We start from the raw sequence: 23,351 nt of genomic DNA, 5'->3' as shown, positions 1-23,351 counted from the left end.
ACCTAGCTCGGAAAATGCTCCACATGCGTCTCCGCCGTGCGACCGAAATAGACGACGCGGCGACCGGAGAAAGAGACGAGATAGCCGGCACAGCCGGCTTTCTTCGCGCCTTCTGAAAAGCCGGCATAGGTATAATCGGCAGCGCCCGATTGCGCCCAGCGCACCATGCGCTCGACGCCCTCCGCGTCGAAGGCGGCCTCGACCGCGCCCGGCGAGACCGGCATCGGCAGGGTCACCTGGTCGCCGGATGGCAGATAATAGGTCTGGCAGTTGGCGCGATAATCGACTGTGTAGCCCTCGAAGCCCGCGCCGATCAGGCGTCCGACGATTTCGGGGAAGCTCAGGCTTCCGTCATGGGCGGCTTCAAGGCAGGTCTTGGCAATAGCAATATGCTCCGCGTCCATGGCGGTCTCCTGTTCTGGTGTGATGTGGAATTGTGAAAAGGCTCAATCGGTGGGGACCGAGGAGAGCCCTCGCCGCTCGGCCAGCGCCTTCAGCAGCCGATCGAGTTCGGCGCGTTCCTCCGCCGAGAGAACCCCGAAGGCCTCGGCGTCATTGGCATCGGCAAGTGCGGCAAGCTGCGGCACCTTCGCCCTGCCCTCCGCCGCAAGCGCCAGATGATGCGCGCGGCGATCCTTCTCATCCTCAGCGCGGGTGACGAGGCCCTTCTCGATCAGCCGCTCGGCAAGCTTGCTGATCGCGCCCTTGGTCATGCCCATCTTCTCAGCCAGCAGCGTGGGCGAGAGCGATGGCTCATCGTAAAGCGCCCGCAGGAAGACCCATTCGGCCACCGTCACACCCTCGCCCGCCACCCGGCGGGCAAAATCCTGGGACACGGCATTGGAGATCATGCGCATCCAGTAACCCGTATGGGCGGTCAGATCGGAAACACCGGACATCGGAACCTCATTTGTTGACTAGGAAACTATATGGGTTTAGTTTCCTAGTCAATAAGATTTCGGAGATCAGAGGAAACCGATCCCCAGAGCGGCCAGGGGCAGCGCAATCACCACGACCCAGGGCGGCAGTTTCCACATCGTGAGTCCGAGAAAGCCGGCCAGCACAAAAGCGAAGTCGGCTGGCGACAGCACCGCACTCGTCCAGACCGGATTGTAGAGCGCCGCGCCCAGAATGCCCACCACAGCGGCATTTGCCCCGCGCATCGCGGCTTGAGCATCCTCGCGCCGGCGCACGCTTTCCCAGAAGGGCAGCGCACCTGTCACCAGCAGGAGACCCGGCAGGAAGATCGCGATGACTGCCACAGCAGCGCTGGCCAAATCTCCCGTCATCTGCCCGATGGCGGCGCCCAGATAGGCGGCGAAGGTGAAGAGCGGTCCCGGCACGGCCTGCGCCGCGCCATAGCCGGCCAGAAACACATCGTTGGAGAGCCAGCCCTTGTCGACGATCTCGGCTTTGAGCAGCGGCAGCACAACATGCCCGCCGCCGAAAACCAGCGCGCCGGAGCGGTAGAAGGCATCGAAGAGAATGACATCCGCAGATCCGCTCACCGCCGCCCAGAGCGGTGCGGCGATCAGCAGCGCGAAGAAGACGACAAGGCAGCCAGCTCCGAACCGCCGCGAAATCGGCACGGAAAGATGCCCGACCGTCGCCATCCCTGCCTGCCGGCAGAGCAGAAGCCCGCCAGCCGCCCCCAATGCAATCGCAATCACCTGCCCGAAAGCACTCGCCAGAAAGGTCACGATCAGCACTGCGGCAAGCGCAATGCCCGCGCGTTGCCTGTCCGGCGTCAGGGTCTTCGCCATGCCGTAGACCGCCTGCGCCACAACTGCGACGGCGACGAGCTTCAGCCCATGCAGGATACCCGTCTCCACCGGTCCACCGGCGGACGCAGCCCCATAGGCAAAGAGAACAAGTAGAATGGCCGACGGCAGCGTGAACGCCGTCCAGGCGGCCAGCGCCCCCAGCGGCCCGCCACGCAAAAGGCCGAGGCAAAACCCGACCTGGCTCGAGGCCGGCCCCGGCAGAAACTGACAGAGCGCAACGATCTCCGCATAGCGCGCTTCATCGATCCACCGCCGGCGCAGAACCAGTTCATCGCGGAAATAGCCAAGATGCGCGATCGGCCCGCCGAAGGAGGTCAGGCCGAGCTTGAGAAAGGTGGTGAAAACCTCGCCCGCGCGGGCAACAGGCCTGCCCTGTCTTGCGTCCATTCAACACCCTTCAGCCAAACGGCCGCCTGCAAAACAAGAAACGCCTGCCCGCTTCAAAGGCGGGCAGGCGTGGGCAAGCTATCCAGCTTCAGACCGATCGGCAAGCGCCGAGTGGCGCAGTTCTCAGGCGACGCGGCGTGCCTGTTGACCGCTGCCGACGACGAATTGCGAGACCATGACGCGCAGGTTCGCCGCTTCATCGGACAGCACCGAAGAGGCAGCCGTCGTTTCTTCGACCATGGCGGCATTCTGCTGTGTCATCTGGTCCATCTGATTGACGGCACTGCTGATTTCGCGAAGACCGTTCGCCTGCTCGTCGGCAGCTCTGGAAATCTGCTGCATGAGATGATCGATGGCCTGAACCTGATCGGCAATACGCCCGAGCGCGGTCCCCGTCCGGCTGACGAGATCAACGCCCTGGCCGACCTGCGAATTCGAGGCCGAAATCAGCGCCTTGATGTCCTTGGCGGCCGTGGCGGAGCGCTGAGCCAGTTCGCGGACTTCCATGGCAACAACAGCAAAGCCCTTGCCTGCCTCGCCGGCACGCGCCGCCTCGACGCCGGCGTTCAGCGCCAGAAGATTTGTCTGGAAAGCGATCTCGTCGATCACACCGATGATCTGGCTGACCTTGCGGGAGCTGTCCTCAATATCTTCCATCGCCGAAATCGCCTGTTGGACAACCACGCCCGACGCATCGGCCTCGTCGCGGGCACCCTTGACCTTGGCCGCCGCCTGTCGCGCATTGTCGGCGCTTTCATGCAGCTTACTGGAAATTTCGCCCAGCGCCGCTGTCGATTCCTCCAGGCTTGCCGCCTGCTGCTCGGTGCGGCGCGAGAGAAGATCGGAACTGTGATTGATCTCGCGCGTCCCGTTCGTCAGCGTCTCGACGGTCCCGTTCAGCCGGATGACCGTCTGCTCCAGGCTGTCGATGGCGGAGTTGTAGTGGTCGCGGAGTTCCTCGTAGGAACCCGGAAAACGCTCGGAAATACGATGGGCGAGATTGCCGTCCGACAGATGCTTGAGCGCCTTGGCAAGCGATGCCACGACCTGACGCTGGGTCTCGGAAACCGCCTGACGCTCGGCCTCGGTCATGTTCCGCTGCTCTTCGGCGGCAACGCGCTGTTCGCGGGCGACCGCCTCCAGCGAGCGCCCTTCGGCCAGCTTGTGGCGAAAGGCTTCGAGCGAGACGGCCAGTTCGCCGACCTCGTCGCTGCGCTGACGGTTGCCAACCTCGGTGTCGAAATCGCCCCGCGCCATGCGGCTGACATCCTGCAGCAGCGTGCCGACCGGACGCTGGATCAGCTGGCGAACGGCAAGCCAGAGCACGAGCATCACGGCCGCCATGATGACGATCCCGCCGATCACCAGAACCATGGTCTGCTGACGCACGGCTGCGGACACGACGGCCTGCGGCACATCTTCAACGACGATCCAGCGCGCATTGAGACCGGGCAGATCGAACGGATAGACGACACGGATCACCGGCAGGCCATCGGCGCCGATGACCCCGCCGAGAACCTGCGCTTCACCCTTCAGCGCGCCCTGCCGGGCGGCATCGTTATCCTCGAAAGCATAGGGCTTCATGATCTGCTTGGCATCGGGTGCGGCAAGCCAGGCGCCCTGCCCCGACAGAAGATAGACACGGCCCGTCTCGAACGGTCGTTCCTTGCTCAGTGCGCCGGCCAGCGCGTCGAGCCCGACGTCCACGCCAAGCACGCCGCGCAGCTTGTCCTTGGCGATAACCGGATAGGCGATGCTCATCATCAGCTTGCCGCCCGCGGTTTCCTCGACATAGGGCTCGGTGGCAGCCCCCGCACGCGTCTTGGCCGCGAGGCTGAAATAGCTCAGGCTGTAGTCGATATTGTCAGGCAGGATCAGCTGCAAGCCGTTGTCGGCGCGCGTCCAGTAGGGGGTGAAAATGCCCGCCTTGTTGGTGCCGTCAACCTCGCTCGGACCCGCGACCTGCTTGCCGTCGAAGCCCTTGTCCTGCTCGGTCATCCACGACCCGAAGACAAGATTGAACTTCTCCACCAGCGCCGGCAGCATCGCCGTGATTTCGGCGCGCGTGAGATCAGACCTCTCTGCTGCACCGGCGGTGAATTTGACGGCACCTGCGAGGTTGTTGAGTTCGGAGGCAACGCTTGCCGCAGTGGCCTTCGCGTCCTTCCTCGCCTGATCCAGCGTCATGTCTTCGACTCGCGTTCGAACCTGCGAGATGACGACGGCAAATGTCCCGACAAGACAGATGAAGATCGCTGCTGCACTGACGCCGAGAAGTTTCACGGCCAGAGTCTTTTGCATGAATATCCCTCCAGAATGCGCACCGTCCCGAGAGACACGGCATTAGTTGAATATTCACTTAATCCGATTTGGTTAAAAATCGCAGAACGAGGCCTCATCAGGACTGACATCTGTCAATTTTTAAGGGTCGGGCGACGATGGACCGCCCAACCCGGTCGGTGCTGGAGCTGTCTTTACATCCCCTGCGGGCCGCGGTTCAGCGCCGCAATGCCCGTCCGGCAGACCTCGATCAGGCCCATCGGCTTCATGATGGCGATGAACTGGTCGATCTTCGACGGCTTGCCGGTGATTTCGAAGATGAAATGGCCGACGGTGGCGTCGATGACCTTGGCGCGGAAGGCTTCGGCAAGACGCAGCGCCTCGACGCGAGCCTCTCCCGAACCGGCCACCTTGATCAGCGCCAGTTCCCGCTCGACCGGGCGATCCGAGCCGAGTTCCAGCGCGCGAACCGTGAGGTCCACGACGCGGTGAACTGGCACGATGCGTTCCAGCTGCGCCTTGATCTGTTCGAGAACATGCGGCGTGCCCCGCGTCACGATGGTGATGCGCGACAGATGCGCCTCATGCTCGGTTTCCGAGACGGTGAGGCTTTCGATATTGTAGCCACGGCCCGAGAAGAGGCCGATGACGCGGGCAAGCACGCCCGGCTCATTGGCGACGAGAACAGAAAGCGTATGATTTTCAACGGCTTGCGTTTCCTTGTCGATGAAATAGGCGGAGCCGGTCGGTTGTAGATGTGCGTTCATGATCCTGATCCTTCCCTATTTCGTCAGACGAGCTGACGGCCCTTGGCGTCGATGGCGTTGGCAACAGCTTCGTCGGTGGCCTCATCGGGGAGCAGCATTTCGTTATGCGCCTTGCCGGAGGGGATCATCGGGAAGCAGTTGGCGAGGTTCGCCACGCGGCAGTCGAACAGCACCGGCTTCTTGACGTCGATCATTTCCTGGATCGCATCGTCGAGATCGCCCGGCTTTTCGCAGCGGATACCATGAGCGCCGAAGGCCTGCGCCATCAGCACGAAATCGGGCATCGCTTCCGTATAGGAGTTCGACAGACGGTTGCCATGCAGCAGCTGCTGCCACTGGCGGACCATGCCCATATACTGGTTGTTCAGGATGAAGATCTTGATCGGCGCATTGTACTGAACCGCCGAAGACATTTCCTGCATCGTCATCTGGACTGAGGCGTCGCCCGCGATGTCGATGACGAGGCTTTCCGGATGCGCGATCTGCGCGCCGAGTGCCGCAGGCAGGCCGTAACCCATCGTGCCGAGGCCGCCCGAGGTCATCCAGCGGTTCGGCTTTTCGAAGCCGTAGAACTGCGCCGCCCACATCTGGTGCTGACCGACTTCGGTCGTGATGTAGGTGTCGAGATGCTTCGTCTTCTCGTAAAGACGCTGGATCGCATATTGCGGCATGATAACATCGTCATTCGGCCGGTAGGCGAGCGAATTGCGCGCGCGCCAGCGGGCGATGTTCTCCCACCAATCCTTCAGATGCGACTTGTCGGCCTTGTTGGCCGTGGCGCGCCAGAGCCGTACCATGTCTTCCAGAACCCGGCCGACATCGCCGATGATCGGAACATCGACGCGAACCGTCTTGTTGACCGAGGACGGGTCGATATCGATATGGATCTTCTTCGAATTCGGCGAGAAGGCGTTGAGGCGGCCGGTAATACGGTCGTCGAAACGCGCACCGATGCAGACCATGACGTCGCAATCATGCATCGCCATGTTGGCTTCATAGGTGCCGTGCATGCCGAGCATGCCGAGCCAGTTCTTGCCCGATGCCGGATAGGAGCCGAGACCCATCAGCGTCGAGGTGATCGGGAAGCCGGTGAGCTCGACAAGTTCACGCAGCAACTGCGAGGCTTCCGGACCGGAGTTCACGACGCCGCCGCCGGAATAGATGATGGGACGGCGCGCATTGGCCATCAGCTCGACGGCGGCGCGGATGCGATCAAGATCGCCCTGCATCTTCGGCTGGTAGTGACCCTTCGGCTGGACGGCAGACGGCGGCGTATAGGTGCCGGTGGCGAACTGAACGTCCTTCGGGATATCGACGACAACCGGACCCGGACGTCCGGTCGTGGCGATCCGGAAGGCCTCATGGATCGTCGCAGCCAGATCGTTGACGTCCTTGACCAGCCAGTTGTGCTTGGTGCAGGGCCGCGTGATACCGACCGTATCGCATTCCTGGAAGGCATCCGAACCGATGAGCGTGGTCGGAACCTGGCCGGACAGGCAGACAAGCGGGATCGAGTCCATCAGCGCATCCTGCAGCGGCGTGACGGCATTGGTCGCGCCGGGACCGGAGGTGACGAGCATGACGCCCGGCTTGCCGGTGGAACGGGCATAGCCTTCAGCTGCATGGCCGGCGCCCTGCTCGTGGCGCACGAGGATATGCTGGATGTCTTCCTGCTGGAAGATCTCGTCATAGATCGGCAGCACGGCGCCGCCGGGATAGCCGAAGATATGCTCGACGCCGTTGTCCTTCAGCGCCCGGAGAACGATCTCCGCTCCGGTCATCTTCCCGTCGTTCTGAGTGTCCTTACCCGTCATCGTCCTTGTTCCATTTTGCTTGGTTTTGCGGGGTGTCTAGCTTGTTTTAGGGCATAAAAAAAGGCCCCTTGGAGGAGCCTGTGTGCAGCGCATGGGTGGCTATCGCCGGATGGTTACACCATCCTGCCCATGCGCCGTCCCACCACGATAAGAGATACGATCTTGATCATGGCGCGAAGTGTTAACGGCAAAGCGGCAGGGCGTCAACGCCCCTGAATGGGAAAAAATCAAACGAAAGCAGGAAACCTCCCATTAAGACTGATGCCTTAACCTTGGCAGGCAAGCGAAAGTTGGAATGATGACTGACAACGGTTTGGCGACGAACGCCGCAGAACGCAGAGACGCGGACGCTCCCGGCGACCGCCTGCTCGGCCATGTCGTGGCCTGCAGCGGCGCGCGCGCTACCGTTGCCGCGATCATCGAAAGCGGATCGACGGACCTTACCGAACGCTGGTCGGTCGGACGTTTGATCTCTATCAGCGTGGGCAGAAACCGCGTCGTGGCGCTGGTCGATTCCATGCAGACCGACAACAAGGCATGGGCGCAGGGCGTCGACAACGTCTTCCGCGTTGAAGTCGAGCTGTTGGGCGAAGTGGCGGTCGATGAGAATGGCGAAGAAAGCTTCTCCACCGGCATCAGCACCTATCCGCATCTCGGCGCGATCGCCCACCGCATCCGCCAGGCGGACCTGAAACGCATCTACAAGAACCGCAACGGCGAAAGCTGCGTCATCGGCAAGCTGTCGCAGGACACCAGCATCGACGCATCGGTGCACGTCCCCTCGATGCTTTCCAAGCACTTCGCCATCGTCGGCTCGACGGGCGTCGGCAAATCCTCGGCAGTTTCCCTGCTGCTGCGCGCCGCGGTGCACTCCGACCCGAAGCTTCGCATCCTGATCCTCGACCCGCATAACGAATTCGCTGCCGCGTTTTCCGATCTTTCCGTCGTCATCGATCCCGAGCGACTGGACCTGCCCTTCTGGCTGATGCGGCTGGAGGAACTGACCGAAGTCGTTTTCCGCGGCCGCCCAGGCGTGCCGGAAGAAGTCGATGCCCTGCGCGATCTCATTCCGGAGGCCAAGAAGGCGTTTCGAGGGGAATCGAGCCTCATGCGCCGCCAGTCGGACCGATCTTCGATCACGGCCGACACGCCGGTTCCTTATCGCATTTCCGATCTCCTGGCCCTGATCGACGAACGCATCGGCAAGCTGGAAGGACGGGCCGAAAAGCCATACCTCCGTTCGCTGAAACTCAGGATCGTCGCTGCCGTCAACGATCCGCGCTATCGCTTCATGTTCTCGTCGAACACGATCAACGACACGATCATGGAGACGATCCAGACCATCTTCCGCATTCCGGGCAATGGCAAGCCGATCACCGTTTTCCAGCTGTCGGGCATCCCGTCCGAGGTTGTTAACTCGGTCGCATCGGTGCTTACCCGCATGGCCTTCGAAATAGGCCTCTGGTCGAATGGTGCCGTTCACATGATGGTTGTGTGCGAAGAAGCACATCGCTACGTCCCGTCGGACCCCAACCTCGGCTTCTTCCCGACGCGCCAGTCGATCGCCCGCATCGCCAAGGAAGGCCGCAAATACGGCGTTTCCCTCGGCATCGTGACACAGCGCCCCGGCGATCTCGATCAGACCATTCTCTCGCAGTGCTCGACCGTCTTCACCATGCGGCTGACCAACGAGAACGACCAGCACATCATTCGCTCCGCCATTCCTGAAACGTCCATGTCGGCCACGAACTTCATCTCGTCGCTCGGCAACGGCGAGGCGATTGCTTTCGGTGAAGCTGTCGGCGTGCCCATGCGCATGAAATTCAACCGCCTGCCCGCCATCCATCTTCCCAAAACGACGTCGTCGGAAGTCGCCGAGGTCGAAGATGCCGGCGACAACATAAACCTTCGCGGCATTATCGCGCAGATGCGCCAGACCTCGACAGCGCCGGATATCTCTGCCTTTCAGGAAACCTTCGAGGACGTCAACCGCCGGCAGGTCGAACAACTTCCCTCGATTGACGAAGCGGGGGCGCTCGAACCCTATAGTACCGACATGTTGCCCGGACGCGCACCTTATGGAAGTGCGGAACCCGCGCGCTATCCTGTGCAGCCAATGCGCGCGGACAACGGCTTCGACGGCAATTCGCTCGGGCGACAGTCGGGCGAAGCCTCCGGCCTCACCTCGCTCCGGCGCGATCCGAACAGGCCCACCACCTTGCGGGAAAGCCTGCTGAAGAAGCCGCTCTCAAGCCTCTAAAAGGGCTGATCGGTCAGGGCGCCATGCGCTCCCAGCTCTCGTCCATCTGGTTGCGAAACCATGTCATCTGCCGCTTGGCATATTGGCGCGTCGCGGCGCTGGCCTGCTCGATAGCCTCGGCGCGGCTCATCTCACCATTCAGCATCGCAACGATCTGCGGCACGCCGATCGCCTTCATCGCCGGCACGTCCGGCGGCGGCGACAGCGCCAGAAGTGCCTCGACCTCCTCCACAGCCCCCTCCTCCATCATGGAAGCAAAGCGGCGATCTATGCGCGTACGCAGGATGTCACGCTCCGGCAGCACCACGATCTTGCGGGCCGTCGACGGATCGATGAGTGCGGGACCGGCCAGGGCCTGAAAATGCGCGATCGGCCTGCCGCTCGCCATCAGCACCTCGAGCGCACGCAGGATGCGCTGCCCGTCGTTCGGCTGCAGAACAGCCGCACCCGCCGGATCACGCGCCGCGAGCATGGCATGCAGCGCCTCCGGCCCTTCCTTCGCAAGCCGCGCCCTGAGCGCCAGCCGCAGCTCTTCCGGAATCTCCGGCATCTCGGAAAGCCCGCCGGTCAAGGCCTTGAAATACAGTCCCGTGCCGCCGACCAGCACCGGCACCTTCCCGGCCGCACGGATCTTTGCAATCTCGGCCTCTACAGCCCTGAGCCACGCCCCGGTCGAATAGGTTGTGTTGGCAGGCACATGACCATAAAGCCGGTGTTCGACCCCATCCATCTCGGTCTTGGACGGTCGTGCTGTCACCACCCGAAGCGTGTCATAGACCTGCATGCTGTCGGCATTGACGACGACACCATCGACACGGCGCGCCCAGTCAAGCGCCAGTGCGGACTTGCCGCTGGCGGTCGGGCCGGTTATCAGGATCGCGTCGTATTCGCTCACAAGGTTGTCTCCATGGCTCTGGTTGCCACGCTCATCGCCAATCCGCAAAATCCTGTACTCGTCCCGGCGCTCGGTGAAAAGGCCGCTGCCGCGGTTTCCGCCTCGGGGCTCTACTGGCTCGCGGACGGGATCGCCTGCGACATCGCGCTGAAGGATGGCACAGATGCGGCCGAGGCCCTGAAGGCGCTAACGGCAGCCGTCGACGGCGCGCCGGTCGACATCGTCATCCAGCAAGCAGAGACACGCCGCAAGAAGCTCCTGATCGCCGACATGGACTCCACCATGATCGGCCAGGAGTGCATTGATGAACTCGCCGCCGAAGTCGGCCTGAAGGATCTCGTCGCCGCCATCACCGCGCGCGCCATGAATGGCGAAATCGAATTCGAACCGGCCCTTCGGGAGCGCGTCGCGCTGCTCAAGGGCCTGCCCGTCACCGTCGTCGACGAAGTGATTGCCAAGCGCATCACGCTCACCCCCGGCGGCAAGGAACTGATCGACACGATGACGGCCAATGGCGGCTACACCGCCCTCGTCTCCGGCGGCTTCACGGTCTTTACCGGCCGCATCGCCTCCGTTCTCGGCTTCCACGAAAACCGCGCCAATGTGTTGATCGAGGAAAACGGCAAGCTCGCCGGCATCGTCGCCGAACCGATCCTCGGGAAGCAGGCCAAGGTCGATGCGCTGATCGACATCACTGAAACGCTCGGCATCCACACCGACGACGCCATCGCCGTCGGCGACGGCGCCAACGATCTCGGCATGCTCCAGCTCGCCGGCTCCGGTGTGGCGCTGCACGCCAAGCCATCCGTGGCCGCACAGGCCAAGATGCGCATCGACCATGGGGATCTGACGGCGCTGCTCTACATTCAGGGTTATCGGAAGCGCGATTTCAAATGACCACGCTCGAAACCCCTCGCCTCCTCTCGCGCCCTTGGACTGAGGCGGATATCGAGCCGTTCTTCGCGCTCTGCAGCGATCCGGAAGTCATGCACTATTTCGGCGGGCCGCATTCGCGGGAAAAGGTCGAGGCGACGGTACGGGGCGCCATGGAGGCGCAGGCGCAATTTGGCGTCTGGCTACAGCCGCTGATCCTGAAGGAAACCGGCGAGTTCATCGGCATGGCCGGGATCGCCGATGTCCGTTTCGAGGAGCATTTCACGCCTGCCGTCGAAATCGGCTGGCGTCTGGCGCGGCGACATTGGGGTCAGGGCTACATCACCGAGATCGGCAAAGCCTTCATCGACCATGCCTTCACGGTGCGCAAATTCGGCGAGCTTGTCTCCTTCGCCGTTCAGGACAATGAGCGCTCTATTGCTGTGATGAAACGGCTCGGCTTTACGCATGATCCGGCCGACGATTTCGACCACAAGCGTGTGCCGGATGAGCTGCCGCATCTCAAGCGGCATGTGCTTTATCGACTGAAAAATCCGGCGGCTGCCTGAGCGTCTCGCTCGGTTCACTCGCCGGGATGCTGCTTGTGCTTGTTCTTGCGGCTGTCGTAGACGAGCCATGCAAAACCACCGATAGCGACCAACAGCGGGAATACGTACCAGAAAAAGATATCCGGGGTCATGGCACAAGGCCTCCAAGTATTCTTCGTGCTATAAGATGTAATATGAATGCGCCCAAAATCCAAGTGGCGACGCCCAGAAGGCCGATCCACATGTCCGCTCCCGGAGAATAGTTGAACGTTCGGCCCAGCACGCCCACCACCACAAACGCCGTCGAAAGCCGATCCAGCGCATTGGCCGCAAGCTTCGTTCTCTCATTGTGAACCAGCATCCCGGCCCCCTTTAACAAACTCGCGTGTAAATTGCGCAGCCGTTTGTCTAAAGGTCAAGAATGAGAGCGCTCCAGCGTTTCGGTAAACACTGCAATCGTCCCAAAGAGGCGCTATTCCAGCCGGAGCGCGACGAAGCGCAGATCGCCTTTGGCGTTGGAGACCATGACCTGTGCGTTGCGCCGGTCGGCCTGCTTGAGCGACGTGATCTTGGCCACAGCATCCGCGGGGCTCGCGATGAATTCCTGCGCGATCTCGACGATGACATCGCCCGCCACAATGCCCTTCTCCGACGCCGGCGAGCCCGGCTCGACCTCGGTCACAACGACGCCCTCGACACTCTTCTCGATCGAAAACTGCTTGCGCAGATCGTCGTTCAGCGCCTTGAGTGTCATGCCGAGAACCGGCCCTTCGGGCGACACCGCCTTGTCGCCGTCGTGCGGCTTCTCGGGCTTGCCCGGCTTCTGCGGCTTGGCCTCGTCGGACGATCCCCCGTCATCCAGCGCTTCGGGTGCAGCCTCGGCATCGTCTTCGGCATCCTTTGCCATCTGCTTGAGGCGAACAGTCACCGCCATTTCCTTGCCGTCACGTTGCACGACGGCCGGAAGATCGGTCTCGATCGGGCTCTCGGCCACGATGAGCGGCAGATCGCGCGCCTGCTTTACCGGACGCCCGTCGAAGGACAGAATGACATCGCCCGGCTTGATCGGGCCATTCTCCGCCGGACCACCGGCAATCACGCTCGAAACCAGCGCCCCGCGCGTCTTGTCCAGCCCCAGCGTCTTGACCATGTCGTCCGTCACCGGCTGGAGACGTACGCCGAGCCAGCCACGACGCGTCTCACCATAGGTCTTCAACTGCTGGATCACGTTCATCGCAATCTCGGAGGGGATCGAGAAACCGATGCCTATCGAGCCTCCCGTCGGGGAGATGATCGCCGTGTTCACACCGATCACGTCACCTTCCATATTGAAGAGCGGACCGCCGGAATTGCCCTTGTTGATCGCCGCATCCGTCTGGATGAAGTTGTCATAGGGGCCGGCATTGATATTGCGCCCGCGCGCCGAAACGATACCCACCGTCACCGTGCCGCCAAGGCCGAACGGGTTGCCGACAGCCATCACCCAATCACCGATCCGCATCTTGCGGGAATCGCCGAATTTCACGGCCTTCAACGGCGCCTTCGGCTCCACTTTCAGAACGGCAAGGTCGGTCTTGGTATCCGTACCAATCAGCTTGGCTTCGAGCGTCGTGCCGTCGGCAAAGTTGACGTCGATCTCATCGGCGCCCTCAATCACATGGTTATTGGTGACGATATAGCCCGCCGGATCGATGACGAAACCCGAGCCCAGCGAATTGACCTTGCGGTTCTTGCCGCCGTCCTTCTTCCGCTTGCTGAAATAGTCGTTGAAATACTGCTCGAACGGCGCGTCCTTCTGCACCTTGGGCGATGGCAAACCGCTGTCGCTCTCGCTGCCTTCGGCGTCCTGCGAGATCGATATGTTCACGACCGCATCGAGCAGCCCTTCGGCCAGATCGGCGACCGAGGCCGGTCCGCGCTGCTGGACTGCAGCGCTCTGGGCCTGAGAGGGCAAGGCAGGCAAGATCAGCGCCGATGCGACTGCGACAGCCGAGAGAAGCAGGAACTTCGAAGACGAACGTGGCACGCGGCATTTCTCCCGTTGGAGATCGCGCCCGCAAATTGCCGGCGCATGTGATGAAGCAGGTCGCTCTTGTTATCGCCACCATCCTTCCGGGTAAAGTGGCGTTTCTGTGAGCAACCGACGGATCAGCGCACCAGCCAGACCAGACCAACTCCGATGGCCAGCGTGGCGACACCGAAAATGCGCAGGCGTTCCTCGGACATGCCGGGAATCTGCTCCGCCATACGCTTGATAAGCCGAGGGGCCAGCGCATAGGCCAGCCCCTCGATAATCAGGAAGAATGCGAGACCGATCAAAAAATCGGTGAGCAATGCACTCACTGTTGCGCAGCCGGTGCCTGCGGTGCCACCGGCTTGGCAGCATCAGCCGGAAGCCGTTCGTCCAGCTTCTTCTTTCCGCCCGCATCATTGAAATAGCGGAAGAAATCGGAAGTGGGCGAGAGCACGAGACTGGTATCCGGGCTCGCCAGGCTGTTCCGGTAGGCGTTCATCGAACGGTAGAATTCGAAGAAGGCCGGGTCCTTGCCGTAGGCTTCGGCGAAGATCGCACTGCGCTGACCATCGCCCTCACCGCGCAGGATTTCGGATTCGCGCCGCGCATCGGCTACGATCTCGACAACCTGACGGTCGGCAATGGCTTCGCGGCGCTGACGTTCCTGCACGCCGCGGGCGCGGATGAGTTCGGCTTCAGCCAGACGCTCGGCCTTCATGCGGTCGAAGGTTTGCTGTGAGACTTCGCGCGTCAGGTCGGTGCGGCGAATACGGACGTCGAGGATCGAGAGACCCAGCGCACCGGCATCATTCTTCAGGTCCGTCCGAACTTCCTGCATCATCGCGCTGCGTTCCTGCGAAAGCGCAGATTCGAAGCCACGCAGGCCGTAAACCCGGCGCAGCGAAGCATCGAGACGCGTCCGAAGCCGCGATTCAGCCGAGGTGCGGTCGCCCGACACGGCTTCGCGGAACAGCTGTGCATCTGTGATCTTGTAGATGATGAAGGCATCGACTTCGTAGAACTTGCCGCCCTTCACCTGGACACGAATGTTATCGAGATCGAAGCGCAAAGCCTGTTCGCTGACATACTGCACGCGATCAGCGTCAAGGAACGAGAACGGCAACTTGAAATAGATGCCGGGATCAGTTTTCACAGACTGGATCTTGCCGAAGCGGATAACGAGCGCCTGCTCGCGTGCGCCGACGACGAAGACGGACGAATAGGCAATCAGCGCGATCAGAGCCGCGACCACGATACCGACGGAAAGACGATTGCTGTTCATTTCGTCTCTCCCTTCGACGTGTTCTTGTTGATCAGCTCATTGAGCGAAAGATACGGCACGGGCTGGCCCGCCTGGCCATCCATGACGACCTTCTTGCTCGATTTCATCACGCCTTCCATCGTTTCCAGATACATACGCTCGCGGGTCACTTCCGGAGCCTTTGCATATTCCGTGTAGATGGAGGTGAAGCGGGCTGCCTCGCCTTCTGCTTCCTTCACGACGCGATCCTTGTAGGCCGCAGCCTCTTCGCGGATCTGCGAGGCTTCACCGCGGGCGCGGCCAAGCTTCTGGTTGGCATATCTGTTGGCTTCCTCGACGAAGCGGTCTTCGTCCTGTTCCGCGCGCTGCACTTCGTCGAACGCATCGGCCACTTCGCGCGGCGGTGCTGCGTCTTCGATCGCAACCGTGCGGACAGAGATACCCGTCTTGTAGGCATCAAGCGTCGACTGGATGATCGTCTTGACCTCTTCGGAGACGGCCTGACGATTGTCGCGGAAAACGTCCTGAACGGGACGTGAACCGACCACTTCGCGCATCGCGCTTTCGGCCACCTGCTGCAGCGTGTCGCGCGGGTCTTCGACATTGAAGAGATAGGCGCGCGCATCGGTCACTGCGAAAAGAACCGAGAACTGCACATTGACGATGTTCTGGTCGCCCGAGAGCATAAGACCGGCATCGCTGTTGGAGCCGGACTTCGCACCGATATTGGCCTGCTGTTCCGTCACCTTGACGAGCTCAACACGCTCGATCGGCCAGAAATGGAAATGCAGGCCCGGCATCGAAACTTCGTTCTTCGGCACACCGAAGCGCGAGACGACACCTCGTTCGTCCGGCTGCACGGTGTAGATCGACTGGAAGAGCCAGAGGGCGGCAACCACGATGATCACGAGAAGCGCAATACCGCCGCCGCCTGCCCCACCGGGGATCATGCGTTTCAGGCGGTCTTGGCTGCGCCGGATGATTTCGTCGAGTTCCGGGGGATTGTTTCCGTTACCGGGCCGATTCGGTCCAGAGCCCCAGGGCCCCTTGCCGTTTCCGTTACCGCCGCCACCGCCGCCGCCCCAAGGGCCGCCGCCGCCATTCTGATTGCTCCAGGGCATCAAGTCCTCTTGCTGTTACGGGCAAGAGACGTTTTCCCCCACCCTCGTCTATGGTGACAGGTTATAGGTATCGCAGCACAGGGTTTCAATGCGGGCAATCGCGTTTCGCATACTGGAGGCACAAATTGCCGCAGTGAAGGTTTATTTTCGACGCGTATAGGTGACGAAACGGGCCGGATAGTCATCCTTTTCGCCCGATTCCATGCGGCCGACCTCTTCAGCCTGCCAGATAGATGCATCAATCTCCGGAAACATCGTGTCACCGGGAATATCGGCCTCGATATGGGTAATGTGCAGCACATCGGCGACGGGCATGCCAAGACGATAGATTTCGCCGCCGCCGGCGATGCATATCTCATCGACGCCCGCTTCAGCAGCCAGCGCAAATGCCTTGGCAATCGCCTCATCGAAGGAATGGACGACATGAACACCCTCGCGGACATAAGCCCTGTCCCGCGTGATCACCACATGCGGCCGTCCCGGCAGAAGACGCGGAAAGCTCTCGAGATTCTTCCGCCCGATGATCAGCGGCTTGCCCATCGTCATCGCCTTGAAGCGCTTGAGGTCCGTGGACATGTGCCAGGGCAGATCATTGTCACGCCCGATCACGCCATTGTTCGCAACAGCGGCAATCATCGAAATCAGCGGCTTGGTCATACCGCAATCGGCGCCTTGATCGTCGCGTCCGCCTCATAGCCGACCAGTTCGAAATCCTCGAACTTGAACGAGAAGATGTCCTTCACATCCGGATTGATTTTCATGAACGGCAGCGGCTTCGGCTCACGCTTGAGCTGCGTTTCCGCTTGTTCGAAATGGTTGTGATAGAGATGCGCGTCGCCGAACGTATGCACGAAATCGCCGGGGCGAAGGCCGGTTACCTGCGCCACCATCATCGTCAGAAGCGCGTAGGAGGCGATATTGAAGGGCACGCCCAGGAAAATGTCTGCCGAGCGTTGGTAGAGCTGGCAGGAGAGCTTGCCATCGGACACATAGAACTGGAAGAGGCAGTGGCACGGCGGCAGCGCCATCTCGTCCACTTCCGCCGGGTTCCAGGCCGAGACGATATGGCGGCGTGAATTCGGGTTGGTCTTGATGCTTTCGATCAGCAGCGCGATCTGGTCGATCTTGCGCCCGTCAGGAGCCGGCCAGGAGCGCCATTGCGAACCGTAGACCGGGCCGAGTTCGCCATTCTCGTCAGCCCACTCGTCCCAGATCGTCACGCCGTGCTCGTGCAGATAGGCGATATTCGTCTCGCCCTTGAGGAACCACAAAAGCTCGTGGATGATCGATTTCAGGTGCAGCTTCTTGGTCGTCGTGACCGGAAAGCCCTCCGACAGGTCGAAGCGCATCTGATAGCCGAACACCGAGCGCGTGCCCGTACCCGTGCGGTCGCCACGATCGACGCCCGTTTCCTTCACATGGCGGAGGAAGTCGAGATATTGCTTCATGGCCCGCTGATTCCCTGTTCTCGAGACGGGCACAAGCTTAAATCCAAGCGGCGGCGCTTCCAAGGCGGAAACGCCGCGTCAGGTCGTCCATCCAGAAGAAAGACGCTCAGAGGTCGCCGAGCTTCCCGAGTTCCTTGGCGACCAGATAATAGAAGGTGACGCGCGACTTGGCGCGATCTGCCTTCATCGCCTCGGCGACGGAAGCCACGGCCTTCTCGGCGGCGTCGCCCGTCACACCCAGTTTCTTGCCGCACCAGCTCTGCACGACGCGGTCGAGCTCCGACTTGTCTGAGGCGGAAACCAGCGAAGAATCGCGGTTGCGCAGCGCAATGCCCAGATGCTTGACGATCTTGGCGACAATCGCCTCATCGGCATTGGCATCATACTTGCGGACGTCTGGAAGATAATCGGTCATGATGTTTACTCCCTGCTTTCGCGATGCTTATTCATGCATTCTCATATTGAAATGTTTAGTCGAATTGACCGCAAGTCAAGCAGAGATTGCAAGGGGACACGAAATCGCCTCGGCAAATTCGGGCGAATTCTCCGACGGCCCTTTTCATCCGCCCGCATAACACTTATATGAACAGTGCCGTTCTTCGGGGCGGCTATGGCAATAAACGGGCGATGGAATAAACCTATTGGACCCGGGGGCGGTACCCGGCGCCTCCACCAGAAACCGCTGAAAGCGTGACGCGCTGCGAGCGGCTTCTGATGGGGGCGAAATAGGATCGACAAGGGTGTAAAGATCGACTTTTTGCCCGGCATGATACCGCCGTTATCGGGTCACAAGTGTAGTTGCAAACGACAACAACGCTAAGGGTTATGCTCTCGCTGCTTAATCGCGGTGCGGGAAATCCGACCTAAGTCCTTTTGGTTAGCACCTTAAGGCGGGGTTCGGAGGTACCTGGCAACAGAAACCTCCACTTCTCTCCCTTGATCTCTTCTGCTCGCTGCCTCACCTTCTCCCCATTGGCGGAATCAATTATATTGCCGTAGCAATTGGGCTCGCATATAGCGGGTTTTCAAAAATGCCCGGTTCGTGGCATACATAGCTGGTAACGAAATTCAGGAAGGCGGTCACAGTATGGGGCAGGATCACATCCGGTACGACATTCTCGCACAGGACGCTCTGCGCGGCGTGATCCGCAAGGTGCTCGGCGAAGTCGCCGCGACCAACAGCCTGCCGGGTGATCATCACTTCTTCATCACCTTCCTCACCGGTGCTCCGGGCGTACGCCTGTCGCAGCACCTGAAGAGCAAGTATCCGGAACAGATGACTATCGTCATCCAGCACCAGTTCTGGGACCTCAAGGTCACGGACGCCGGCTTCGAGATCGGTCTCTCCTTCTCCGATACCCCGGAAAAGCTCGTCATTCCGTTCAACGCGATCCGCGGTTTCTATGACCCCTCGGTCAATTTCGAACTCGAATTCGATGTCGCGGCCGATGCCGGCATGGAAATTGTCGAGGACGAAGACGTAGCCGCCTTCGTGGCCCCGGTCGAAACAGCAGGCGATGGCGTCGCCAAGCCCGCCGATGGTGAAAAGGCCGGCGCCTCGGTCGTCTCGCTGGATGCCTTCCGCAAGAAGCAGTAAACGGGCAAGCCCTTGGCCGATGTCGTCAATCTCCGCCAGTTCCGCAAGCGCGCAGAACGCGCCGAGAAGGAGAAGACGGCTGAGCAGAACCGCCTTTCCCATGGCCGGACGAAGGCTGAAAAGTCTCTGACGAAGGCCTTGAACGAAAAGGCCGCCAGGGTGCTCGATCAGGGCAAGCTTGAGAACGGCGCCGCCGGCAAGGCGAAGCCCGAGGGAGACCCCGAGACGTGATCCGGAAACATTCCGTCACGCTGCGCGGTCATCGGACATCATTTTCCCTGGAAGACGAATTCTGGGCCGAGGCGGTCGCGATAGCACGCAGGCGGGACATGTCGATTGCAGCCCTTCTCACGGAAATCGACGAAGCGAGAGATGCAGACAGCAATCTGTCTTCGGCCATCCGCGTGTATGTCCTGTACGAACTGAAACACCTCGGCGTCTGAAGCCAAGCCCCGCGATCCTTAATTCGCGCGCGGCGGCGCCAGCTTGTCCCCGCGGATAACCTCCGGCAGGAAGCCGTCGGTGTTCTGGTTAGGGGGCAGGCTCTTCAATTGCTGGATCGAATTGGTCTTCTGGCCTGCCTTTTCCCCCGAGGCCTTATCACCCGAAGGCGTCCCCGAAGCCGGCTTGTCGGCAGCGGCTTTCTCCGCTGCAGCCTTGTCAGCCGCCTGTTTCGCCGCCTCTGTTGCAAGCCTTTCCTCTTCGGCCTTGCGTTCGGCCTCTATCCGCGCCTTTTCGCGCGCATCGTCCAGCGCATGGTAATAGAGCGCTTCGCGCCGCAGCCGCTGGCGCTCGGCAAGCCGCCCCTGCAGAAGGTCGGCCTTGCGGCGCTCGCGCTCGAAGGCGCGAAGCGACAGATAGTTGGCGAGTTCAGTGGCATCGACGGTCGACGCCGGGCTTGCCAGCGTCCCGCCGAAACGCATCGTCAGCGCCGGCGTTGCACCCGCCACCTCATCGTTACCCGGCTTGAAGGCAGCCCTGAGATCGGCGCGAACGCTGCCCTCCGCGAGCCCAACGGCGGCATCGAGACCGATGCGCAGATCCGGCGTTTCGGCCCGCGCGTTCTGGACGAGAAGGCGGCCGTTCGAAATGGAAAGGGGCAGGGTCACGGCCTCGATCTTCGTCTGCCCCTTGACGACGATGGGCGCAACCATGCCGGCCACCTTCGCCGCATTGATCTCGCCCTCCAGCTTGTCGGCAGCGGACAGGATGGACGGCATCGCGCCGCCGTTGAAGCCACTGATCTGCAGGCCAGGGATCGCGATACTCCCGGAACCGCTCAACTGGCCCGCAATCTGCTTCAGATTGGCGCCCGAGCTTTCAAGTCCGAGCGCCAGATCGGCGTTGCCGGACAGGATGGGCATGTCGTCGCCGGTGCGCCACGATAGTTTGCCGAGATCAAGGCCCTTGACGTCGATCTTGCCGCGCAGGAAGCCCTGGCCCTGACCCACGGTCAGCGAAAGTCCGCCTTTTGCGGCACCTCCGGCCAACTTCCCGGTCCCCTCTTCGATCGCCACCGATCCTGCGCCATAGCGAAGCCGCCCTGCAAAGTCGTTCACCGGCACCGGATAGCCGAGCCACAAGTTTGCGGCGGAAACCCTCACATCTGCAGCAAAGGGGCCGGAAACGGGCGCGGGCAAGGCCTGCGCCGAGAAGGCGCCGTTGCCATCCGTTAGCGGGCCGGACACGAGTTCGGCCAGCCATCCGGCATCCAGCGACTTGACCGACACGTCGCCCGTCAACATCCGCGACGCGTCGCGGCTGAGCGTCAGGCTGCCCGCAACATTCTCCTCAAGCGCCTTGCCGGCCAGCGAGGAAACGACAAAGGCATCGGGCTTGATATCAAGTGTTGCGGTAACCGAAAGCGGCAGGCCGCTGCCCATGTTCGGCAGGCTGTAACCGGTCACCATCAGGAACGGCTCGACATCCTCGCTGTCGAGCAGGACCTTGTACTGCCCTTCGAGAAAATGCGCCGCTGAAAGATCGCCGCTGCCCTTTGCGTTAAACCCCGTCGTCGCCGTCTGGGCGTTCAGCACGATCTGCGCCGGCGCCGTGCCCGTCCGTGTCATCTTGGCGGACAACGCGCCGTGATTGCCGTCCAGCATCGGCAGCAGACGGAAACCCGCCTGCCCCATCAGCGTGGCGTAGTTGTCGTTCTCCGCATTCATCTGAATGTCGAGATTGGTCCCGGCCGAAAGACCGATATCCTGCCCCTGGAGCTTGACCGCAAGTTTGGTGCCGTTCGTCGTTCCCTGCACCGTGGCCGAAACAGGAAACGCGCCTGACCGCCCCGTCCCAAGCTCAAAGGCGACATTCGTGTCTGCAAAATAATGGGCATTGCTGGCAAACGCAGTCACGACAGGATGGTTCGGCAGGCTTCGCTCGGCCAGCAGCAGGAAGCCGCGGGGGTCAACGGCCTTGAGCCGCCCCTTCAAATCAAGCACCGGAGCCGCAACGCTGCCCGAGGCTGTTCCGGCGAGCTCGATGGCAGCACCCGCGAGGTCGCCGATGGTCAGCTTGCTGACCGCGAGCTTGCCATCCTTCAGCGTGAAGGCTGTCGCGACATCGCTGGCAACGATGCCCTGCGAGGCGAGGTTGCGAAACTGCAGATCAGCCGAAACGGTCTGCGCCAGAAACGCCGCGGCGGTATCCCTGCCGGTCGCAAGGCTCGCAACCGCGCGCATGGCATCAACGTCGAGATCGCCACCGGACAGATTGAGGGAGAGCGATGCGGGGCCGCCGCCATCGGGCACCTGTCGCTCGACGCGCCCCTTCAGGATCGCACCACCGGCTGCCAGCTCGAGATTGTCGAACTGCTGGACGTTATCGTCGATCGACACATCCGCGGAAAAACCGAGCGCGTTGAGATTGCGGATCTGCGGCGCGACGTCACCGGCGATCCAGGCCGACAGACCGGAAGGCTGGCTGGACGCCGCTGTCAGCGTGCCCTTGAAGGACCGGTTTTCGGAAAGATCGAGCAGGCCACTCGCCTCGACCTTTGTGCGTCCCGGCAGTTCGACCGAGACCTGATCGAGCTTCCAGCCGGTGCCATTGGGTTCCGCCACGACAGTCACATCGCGGAAGGACGTGTCGGACGAAACGATTGCCGGCAGTTTCAGCGTCGCCTTGCCGGGTACAGGCGGAACCGGAATGTCACCCAGCAACGCCAGGAAGGTTTCAAGCCTCTCCTCGGCGGAAACAACCTGCTGGCTCCTCGAGCGTTTGCCGTCCTCGCCGCTGGCACCGATCGCATTCATGTCGACCTGCTGGCCGTCGGCCGTCAGCAGGAATTGGGGGTTGAGCCCGGTGTCGAGCGTCGCCTGGCCGGTGATGGAATAGGGATCGCTGATGGCGCCCATGTCGAGCTGGTATTGCGGCAACCGCACCCGGTCGCTGGCAAGCTCGAAAGCCCCCTTGATGCGCACCGGCGCCGGATCGCCCTGCTTCTTCGCCCCATAAGCCGCGTTGAACGTGCCATCATAGCGCAATTTCAGATCAACCAGCCTCAGCGTGCCTTCGAGATCGGCGGTGACCGGCAGCGCATCCGGACTAATATGGGAGGCGACGCGCAACTCGCCCTTGGCGTCGCGAATGCCCGTATTGACCGTGAACTTGCCGCCGACGCCGTCGATCAGGCCCTTGCCCTCGAAGTGCCAGGGCCCGACGAGCGATTTGGCTGAGGCCATGAAATCCAGCCCCGTCAGCTTGCGCGTCCGCCCTGTCTGATGGTCCTCGAATGTCACTTCGCCGCCGCTGACGCGCACGTTTTCAAGCACCACGATCTTGGCCGGAATGGACGGGTTGCCGGTCTTCGCCCAATCCAGCGTCCCATCCTTCTGAAGGGCAATATGAACCTTGGGCTCGATGATGCGCATTTCGAAAATGCGCGCCTCACCGGAAAGGAACGGGGCGATTTCCATATCCATGGCAAAGCGGGCCGCAGTTACCAGCGGCTTGCCAGCCTCATCCCGACCGATGGTGACATCCTCCATGGTGACGGAGGGAAACGGAATCAGGCGCGCGCTAACGGCCCCGTGAACTTCAACCTTCTTGCCGAGGATCAGCGAGGCGCGGCGTTCGAAATCCTGACGGAAGCCCGTCCAGTCGACGAAATACGGTGCGACCAGGGCGACAAAAAGCGCCACGACCACCAACCCGGCAATGCCAACCATGATCCGGCCAAACACCGACAATCGCTCAATTCCCCGCGTTCATTCGGCGTCTGGACGCCGCACGTTATGTTTTGTGACAGACTAGCCCGCGACATGGCGCGCGAACAAGACAAATGCATGACCGGACGCA

General features: G+C 61.6%; 21 protein-coding genes and 1 other RNA gene. 7 read left to right on the top strand and 15 right to left on the bottom strand.

The genetic code is table 11. The annotated features are described in order from the left end of the window. Window positions 1-2: 2 nt before the first annotated feature. The 6 genes from ABID16_RS02545 to ABID16_RS02520 form a co-directional block, all read right to left on the bottom strand. A complete protein-coding gene (locus ABID16_RS02545) occupies window positions 3-404 on the bottom strand; it encodes a DUF1398 domain-containing protein (RefSeq protein WP_354554780.1) in 402 nt (133 codons plus the stop codon). 42 nt (window positions 405-446) lie between these two features. Next, window positions 447-899, bottom strand: a complete 453-nt coding sequence (locus ABID16_RS02540; RefSeq protein ID WP_354554779.1) for a MarR family winged helix-turn-helix transcriptional regulator — start codon at window positions 897-899, stop codon at window positions 447-449. A gap of 66 nt (window positions 900-965) precedes the next feature. Further along, window positions 966-2,171, bottom strand: coding sequence for a chromate efflux transporter (gene chrA / locus ABID16_RS02535; protein ID WP_354554778.1), 1,206 nt, complete (start codon window positions 2,169-2,171; stop codon window positions 966-968). Window positions 2,172-2,294: 123 nt separating this feature from the next. Beyond that, window positions 2,295-4,472: a methyl-accepting chemotaxis protein gene (locus tag ABID16_RS02530; RefSeq protein WP_354554777.1), complete on the bottom strand. Its 2,178-nt coding sequence runs from the start codon at window positions 4,470-4,472 to the stop codon at window positions 2,295-2,297. Window positions 4,473-4,645: 173 nt separating this feature from the next. After that, window positions 4,646-5,218: an acetolactate synthase small subunit gene (gene ilvN, locus ABID16_RS02525; RefSeq protein WP_354554776.1), complete on the bottom strand. Its 573-nt coding sequence runs from the start codon at window positions 5,216-5,218 to the stop codon at window positions 4,646-4,648. 23 nt (window positions 5,219-5,241) lie between these two features. Further along, a complete protein-coding gene (locus tag ABID16_RS02520; RefSeq protein ID WP_435532379.1) occupies window positions 5,242-6,999 on the bottom strand; it encodes an acetolactate synthase 3 large subunit in 1,758 nt (585 codons plus the stop codon). A 331-nt stretch (window positions 7,000-7,330) separates the two neighbouring features. Here ABID16_RS02520 and ABID16_RS02515 point away from each other — a divergent pair, with 331 nt between their 5' ends. Next, window positions 7,331-9,292, top strand: a complete 1,962-nt coding sequence (locus ABID16_RS02515; RefSeq protein WP_435532378.1) for an ATP-binding protein — start codon at window positions 7,331-7,333, stop codon at window positions 9,290-9,292. Between the two features lie 13 nt (window positions 9,293-9,305). Here ABID16_RS02515 and miaA read toward each other — a convergent pair whose 3' ends face one another. Further along, the gene (gene miaA, locus ABID16_RS02510) at window positions 9,306-10,187 is read right to left on the bottom strand and encodes a tRNA (adenosine(37)-N6)-dimethylallyltransferase MiaA (protein WP_354554773.1); all 882 of its coding nucleotides are present in this window, start codon (window positions 10,185-10,187) and stop codon (window positions 9,306-9,308) included. Between the two features lie 12 nt (window positions 10,188-10,199). Between miaA and serB the strand changes: the two genes are divergently transcribed. Beyond that, complete coding sequence (serB, locus tag ABID16_RS02505; RefSeq protein WP_354554772.1) at window positions 10,200-11,084, top strand: phosphoserine phosphatase SerB; 885 nt, start codon at window positions 10,200-10,202, stop codon at window positions 11,082-11,084. Then, window positions 11,081-11,629: a GNAT family N-acetyltransferase gene (locus ABID16_RS02500; RefSeq protein ID WP_354554771.1), complete on the top strand. Its 549-nt coding sequence runs from the start codon at window positions 11,081-11,083 to the stop codon at window positions 11,627-11,629. Before serB ends, ABID16_RS02500 begins: the two co-directional genes overlap by 4 nt. 451 nt (window positions 11,630-12,080) lie before the next feature. Here the strand turns inward: ABID16_RS02500 and ABID16_RS02495 are convergent, their stop codons facing one another. From ABID16_RS02495 to ABID16_RS02465, 7 genes are all read right to left on the bottom strand, one after another. Continuing rightward, complete coding sequence (locus tag ABID16_RS02495; protein ID WP_435532377.1) at window positions 12,081-13,610, bottom strand: Do family serine endopeptidase; 1,530 nt, start codon at window positions 13,608-13,610, stop codon at window positions 12,081-12,083. A 146-nt stretch (window positions 13,611-13,756) separates the two neighbouring features. Continuing rightward, window positions 13,757-13,951, bottom strand: coding sequence for a DUF2065 domain-containing protein (locus ABID16_RS02490; protein WP_435532347.1), 195 nt, complete (start codon window positions 13,949-13,951; stop codon window positions 13,757-13,759). After that, entirely contained in the window at window positions 13,948-14,904 is a 957-nt protein-coding gene (gene hflC, locus ABID16_RS02485; RefSeq protein WP_354554769.1) for a protease modulator HflC, read from the bottom strand. Before hflC ends, ABID16_RS02490 begins: the two co-directional genes overlap by 4 nt. After that, a complete protein-coding gene (hflK, locus tag ABID16_RS02480) occupies window positions 14,901-16,004 on the bottom strand; it encodes an FtsH protease activity modulator HflK (protein ID WP_354554768.1) in 1,104 nt (367 codons plus the stop codon). Before hflK ends, hflC begins: the two co-directional genes overlap by 4 nt. A gap of 141 nt (window positions 16,005-16,145) precedes the next feature. Beyond that, window positions 16,146-16,661 carry a dihydrofolate reductase gene (locus ABID16_RS02475; RefSeq protein WP_354554767.1) on the bottom strand — a complete coding sequence of 172 codons (516 nt, stop codon included), beginning with the start codon at window positions 16,659-16,661 and terminating at the stop codon, window positions 16,146-16,148. Beyond that, window positions 16,658-17,452 carry a thymidylate synthase gene (locus tag ABID16_RS02470; protein WP_354554766.1) on the bottom strand — a complete coding sequence of 265 codons (795 nt, stop codon included), beginning with the start codon at window positions 17,450-17,452 and terminating at the stop codon, window positions 16,658-16,660. Before ABID16_RS02470 ends, ABID16_RS02475 begins: the two co-directional genes overlap by 4 nt. Before the next feature lie 106 nt (window positions 17,453-17,558). Further along, the gene (locus ABID16_RS02465; protein WP_354554765.1) at window positions 17,559-17,867 is read right to left on the bottom strand and encodes a DUF2853 family protein; all 309 of its coding nucleotides are present in this window, start codon (window positions 17,865-17,867) and stop codon (window positions 17,559-17,561) included. Window positions 17,868-18,004: 137 nt separating this feature from the next. Between ABID16_RS02465 and ssrA the strand changes: the two genes are divergently transcribed. The 4 genes from ssrA (at window position 18,005) to ABID16_RS02445 (ending at window position 19,492) form a co-directional block, all read left to right on the top strand. Further along, window positions 18,005-18,380: a transfer-messenger RNA gene (gene ssrA / locus ABID16_RS02460) on the top strand. Window positions 18,381-18,539: 159 nt separating this feature from the next. Next, the gene (locus tag ABID16_RS02455; RefSeq protein ID WP_354554764.1) at window positions 18,540-19,049 is read left to right on the top strand and encodes an SspB family protein; all 510 of its coding nucleotides are present in this window, start codon (window positions 18,540-18,542) and stop codon (window positions 19,047-19,049) included. A gap of 12 nt (window positions 19,050-19,061) precedes the next feature. After that, on the top strand, window positions 19,062-19,280 hold the full coding sequence (locus ABID16_RS02450) for a DUF4169 family protein (protein WP_354554763.1): 219 nt from the start codon (window positions 19,062-19,064) through the stop codon (window positions 19,278-19,280). Beyond that, window positions 19,277-19,492: a ribbon-helix-helix domain-containing protein gene (locus tag ABID16_RS02445; RefSeq protein ID WP_354554762.1), complete on the top strand. Its 216-nt coding sequence runs from the start codon at window positions 19,277-19,279 to the stop codon at window positions 19,490-19,492. The genes ABID16_RS02450 and ABID16_RS02445 overlap by 4 nt, the downstream gene beginning before the upstream one ends. An 18-nt stretch (window positions 19,493-19,510) precedes the next feature. On the opposite strand, the gene ABID16_RS02440 is transcribed toward ABID16_RS02445, so the two are convergent. Beyond that, window positions 19,511-23,236 (bottom strand): AsmA family protein, encoded by a 3,726-nt coding sequence (locus tag ABID16_RS02440; protein WP_354555879.1) that lies wholly within the window; start codon window positions 23,234-23,236, stop codon window positions 19,511-19,513. Window positions 23,237-23,351 lie beyond the last annotated feature (115 nt).

Origin of the sequence: Limnomicrobium aquaticum, assembly GCF_040545545.1 — a bacterium.
Taxonomy (GTDB): Bacteria; Pseudomonadota; Alphaproteobacteria; order Rhizobiales; family Rhizobiaceae; genus Ensifer_A; species Ensifer_A aquaticum.
The sequence above is the reverse complement of the archived record's forward strand: the minus strand, read 5'-3'. Positions and strand labels throughout refer to the sequence as shown.

Excerpts from the sequence above, each read along its gene's own strand:
- ABID16_RS02545 (WP_354554780.1), bottom strand. The coding sequence starts at position 404 with ATGGACGCGGAGCATATTGCTATTGCCAAGACCTGCCTTGAAGCCGCC.
- ABID16_RS02540 (WP_354554779.1), bottom strand. The coding sequence starts at position 899 with ATGTCCGGTGTTTCCGATCTGACCGCCCATACGGGTTACTGGATGCGC.
- chrA (WP_354554778.1), bottom strand. The coding sequence starts at position 2,171 with ATGGACGCAAGACAGGGCAGGCCTGTTGCCCGCGCGGGCGAGGTTTTC.
- ABID16_RS02530 (WP_354554777.1), bottom strand. The coding sequence starts at position 4,472 with ATGCAAAAGACTCTGGCCGTGAAACTTCTCGGCGTCAGTGCAGCAGCG.
- ilvN (WP_354554776.1), bottom strand. The coding sequence starts at position 5,218 with ATGAACGCACATCTACAACCGACCGGCTCCGCCTATTTCATCGACAAG.
- ABID16_RS02520 (WP_435532379.1), bottom strand. The coding sequence starts at position 6,999 with ATGACCGGAGCGGAGATCGTTCTCCGGGCGCTGAAGGACAACGGCGTC.
- ABID16_RS02515 (WP_435532378.1), top strand. The coding sequence starts at position 7,331 with ATGACTGACAACGGTTTGGCGACGAACGCCGCAGAACGCAGAGACGCG.
- serB (WP_354554772.1), top strand. The coding sequence starts at position 10,200 with ATGGCTCTGGTTGCCACGCTCATCGCCAATCCGCAAAATCCTGTACTC.
- ABID16_RS02500 (WP_354554771.1), top strand. The coding sequence starts at position 11,081 with ATGACCACGCTCGAAACCCCTCGCCTCCTCTCGCGCCCTTGGACTGAG.
- hflC (WP_354554769.1), bottom strand. The coding sequence starts at position 14,904 with ATGAACAGCAATCGTCTTTCCGTCGGTATCGTGGTCGCGGCTCTGATC.
- hflK (WP_354554768.1), bottom strand. The coding sequence starts at position 16,004 with ATGCCCTGGAGCAATCAGAATGGCGGCGGCGGCCCTTGGGGCGGCGGC.
- ABID16_RS02475 (WP_354554767.1), bottom strand. The coding sequence starts at position 16,661 with ATGACCAAGCCGCTGATTTCGATGATTGCCGCTGTTGCGAACAATGGC.
- ABID16_RS02470 (WP_354554766.1), bottom strand. The coding sequence starts at position 17,452 with ATGAAGCAATATCTCGACTTCCTCCGCCATGTGAAGGAAACGGGCGTC.
- ABID16_RS02465 (WP_354554765.1), bottom strand. The coding sequence starts at position 17,867 with ATGACCGATTATCTTCCAGACGTCCGCAAGTATGATGCCAATGCCGAT.
- ABID16_RS02455 (WP_354554764.1), top strand. The coding sequence starts at position 18,540 with ATGGGGCAGGATCACATCCGGTACGACATTCTCGCACAGGACGCTCTG.